This window comes from Kitasatospora sp. NPDC059812, assembly GCF_042732075.1.
Classification (GTDB): Bacteria; Actinomycetota; Actinomycetes; order Streptomycetales; family Streptomycetaceae; genus Kitasatospora.
The window spans coordinates 1-1564 of record NZ_JBHWIO010000185.1 but is presented as its reverse complement, the minus strand read 5'-3'; the positions used below and the strand labels follow the sequence as shown (position 1 = coordinate 1564).

Here is a 1564-nt window from a genome sequence, read left to right as displayed (position 1 = left end):
CCAATGCCGCGTAGTTAAGGGGTGGTTGGGCTGGTCAAGACCACGTCCGGGTGATGTTCCAGCCGGTCGGGAACGGCCCATTCGGGAGCGAGGATGTAGGTCGCGGGGGCCACCTTGCGCAGGATTCCCTCCCTTTCCCAGCGGATGAGCTCACCGGTCAGGCTCCGATGGTGGGGAAGGCCTAGTTCCTTGGCGATCTCGGTGGCGTGCCGGGCTCGGCCGGGGTCAACGCGCATGAGCTGGAGCGTACGATCCCGTCGCCCCTCGGGGGCGAGTTCGGCGCTTTGGTGGACGGTGACCGTGATCCCGGTCATGCGGGCGGTGGCCCGGAGCTGGCTCTGGTCGGGCGGGTTCGCGTAGCGGGAGACGGGGCACTTGACGCGGCGCGGTGCGACGCGCGGCCGACGCCCGGGCAGCAGGTTCTCCAGGACCGCCTGGCCGATTCGGCCGGTCCGGAGGGGTCGGGTGGGGTCGGACAGGATGCCATCGGCGGCGACGACCTGGTCTCTGGCGGCTTCGAGGGCGGCGGTGAACGCGGCCCGGTCGGGGTCGGTGCCGGGCACGGACTCCGAGGCTTCGGCCATGGCCCGGCGAAGAGCCTGATAGAGAACCAGCTGGGCCCAGACCTCCTGCTGCACCCCGAGGGGGTCGTGCGAGCGCAGGACAAGCCCTCCGGCCAGAGAGTGCCGCAGGGCGTAGAACGCTGATTCGATCTCCCATCGCTCGCGGTAGAGGGTGACGAGCTCGGCTGCGGGGTAGCGGTGGTGGTCGAGCAGCGTTGTGGCCAGGCGGTAGTGGCCGGTGATGCGGACGCCCCCGTGGATTGTCGCTGTGACCTGGGCGTCGATGACGCGCAGGCGCACCCCACGGATCCGCGTCAGGTAGGAACCGTCGGACAGGTGGGCCCACTTGGCGGGGGTACGGCGGTTGTCGAGGCGGACCAGGAGCTGGGCTCCGGTGGCCGCGCAGCGGGCCAGGAACTCGTCGGAGTCGAAGCCTCGGTCGTTCAGCAGCAGCATGCTGTCGTTCAGTAGCGGCAGCAGCTGCTCGGCGTAGACGGTCTCTCCTGGGGCTACCGGGCCGAAAACTGCTCCGAGCAGGGCGCGTGTCCCGGTCTCGCACAGGGCCATGAGTTTCAGCATGGGGTAGCCCTCCTGTCCGTAGCGGTGCTTGATCTTGCCGAGCCAGTCGCAGACGCGGGGCCGGTCGGGGGCCTTGGCAGAACTGCAGCCGTCGAAGGCCACGGTTCGCCAGCTCCGGTAGCACACGCCGGGCGTTGTCGGCTGGGCGACCGGCCCGGCGAGGCTGTCGAACAAGAGCTTCAGTGGGGTCGGTCCCAGTCGGCGGCGCAGGTCACGCAGGGCCTTCTCCGAGGGACGAAGGAGGTTCAGCTGCCGCAGGCCGGCGGTGAGTTTGTCCCACACCCGCAGGTAGCCCAGGCTCGGGAAGAGTGCCAGGGCCAGAACGAAGTACACGCCGACCCGCGAGGGCAGTATCCGTAGCCTGGCCTGCGTGGTGCCCGTCCGCGCCAAGACGTCGTCGACGAGTTCGAAGGGAATCTGCC

At 69.5% G+C, this 1564-nt stretch carries 1 protein-coding gene; it reads right to left on the bottom strand.

The genetic code is table 11. The annotated features are described in order from the left end of the window. Positions 1–14 precede the first annotated feature (14 nt). Positions 15–1564, bottom strand: a 1550-nt coding sequence (locus ACFV6D_RS38835) for an IS4 family transposase (protein ID WP_380563454.1), incomplete at its 5' end; no start/stop codon positions are given.